Source organism: Vibrio sp. OPT46 (genome assembly GCF_015163535.1).
Taxonomy (GTDB): domain Bacteria; phylum Pseudomonadota; class Gammaproteobacteria; order Enterobacterales; family Vibrionaceae; genus Vibrio; species Vibrio alginolyticus.
Genome location: NZ_JADDYG010000029.1, coordinates 1,393 through 2,751 on the forward strand (window position 1 = coordinate 1,393; position 1,359 = coordinate 2,751).

Consider the following 1,359-nt stretch of genomic DNA (forward strand, 5'->3'; position numbering starts at 1 on the left):
ACCGTAGGTCTGACCGAGTTCAACGTTACGACGAGACACCACGTGATCATCACCAACCACCATGACGTAGTCACCCGCTTGGTCTTGTTGAACAGCCGCCGATGGGATAAGCAAACCATCAATGGTTTTGTTGCGCAGCTTGATGGTCAAGTTGCCATATTCACCCGGCATAAGCGCGTAAGTTGGATTATCGAATTGTGCTTCTGCTCGAATTGAGCCTGTTTCTAAATCGATCTTATTGCCAACGGCGTAGATCTTGCCATCAAGCGGATACAATGAACCGTCTGAAAGCGTCAGTGTTAAATCAACATCCAGTTTGTCATCGTTACGATGAGCCACATCAATGGCACTTCTTACTCGGCGGTAGAGCTTCTCATCCACATCAAAGCCAAAGCGAATTGGGTCTACTTGAGTGATCGAAACAAGAGGAACGATTTGAATTTTCGAAATACGGTCACCCACTCGGAAGTTGCTGAAACCCACGCGGCCAGAGAAAGGAGCGCGCACAGAGCTAAATTCAAGATCGAGCCTTGCTGAAACCAGCGTCGCTTTCGCCTCTTCTACCGAAGCAATCGCTGCGGCGTGCGCAGCAATGGCGTCATCGTATTGCTGCTCACTGATGCTTTTATCTTTGATGAGTTTCTTCACACGTTCTGCATCACGCGTAGTTTGAACGAGTTGTGCTTTTGCTTTTTGCAACGACGCTTTTGCATACGCCAGTGCCGCTTTGTAAGGACGGTCGTCGATTTCAAACAACAATTGGCCTTTTTCGACCATATCGCCATCTTTAAAATGAATCGCGGTTAATTCGCCACCGACTCGCGGCATAATATCAACGTCATTTACCGCTTCAGTTCGACCGATAAAAGTATGATAAGGAGTGATTTTTGTTTCGGTTAGGGTAACGGTTTCAACAGAGGGTGCTTGGGCTGTTTTCGTTGCGATATCGCCAGTTTTGCATCCTGATAGTAATGCAGAAGATATAGCAATAGATACCAACGCAAATTTATATTTGGCTTTCATGATAAACCTACTTTATATAGAAAGTGCTTTGGCCTAGATATTTAAATATATGGATAAACACACTTTCTATTCTGGAAATAAACGAGGGAGTTAGAATTGGTAGTTAAATTCGATACGGTGATCACCATCACCGAAATTAACGTGCTCATTCCAGTTTGCAAAGTAACGAATATTTGCGCGAGGATTAATTTGATAAGACAACGCAAACTCATGAGTCAAGATATTATCTTCACCCGCGTAATAAGTATCTTTATATTGACTAGACCCTGACAACGTATGCATATACATTGGGTTGTAGTTAATCCAGATTTTATCGGTTAATTCAATTTTTGAGTA

1 protein-coding gene and 1 pseudogene are annotated in these 1,359 nt (G+C 43.4%); both read right to left on the minus strand.

Annotated features, from left to right (window positions below; genetic code table 11):
* On the minus strand, positions 1 to 1,023 hold a 1,023-nt coding region (gene vmeP, locus IQR33_RS02015; RefSeq protein WP_193843466.1), incomplete at its 3' end, for an efflux RND transporter periplasmic adaptor subunit VmeP.
* Positions 1,024 to 1,113: 90 nt separating this feature from the next.
* A pseudogene (locus tag IQR33_RS02020) lies at positions 1,114 to 1,359 on the minus strand (hypothetical protein); the annotation flags it as partial.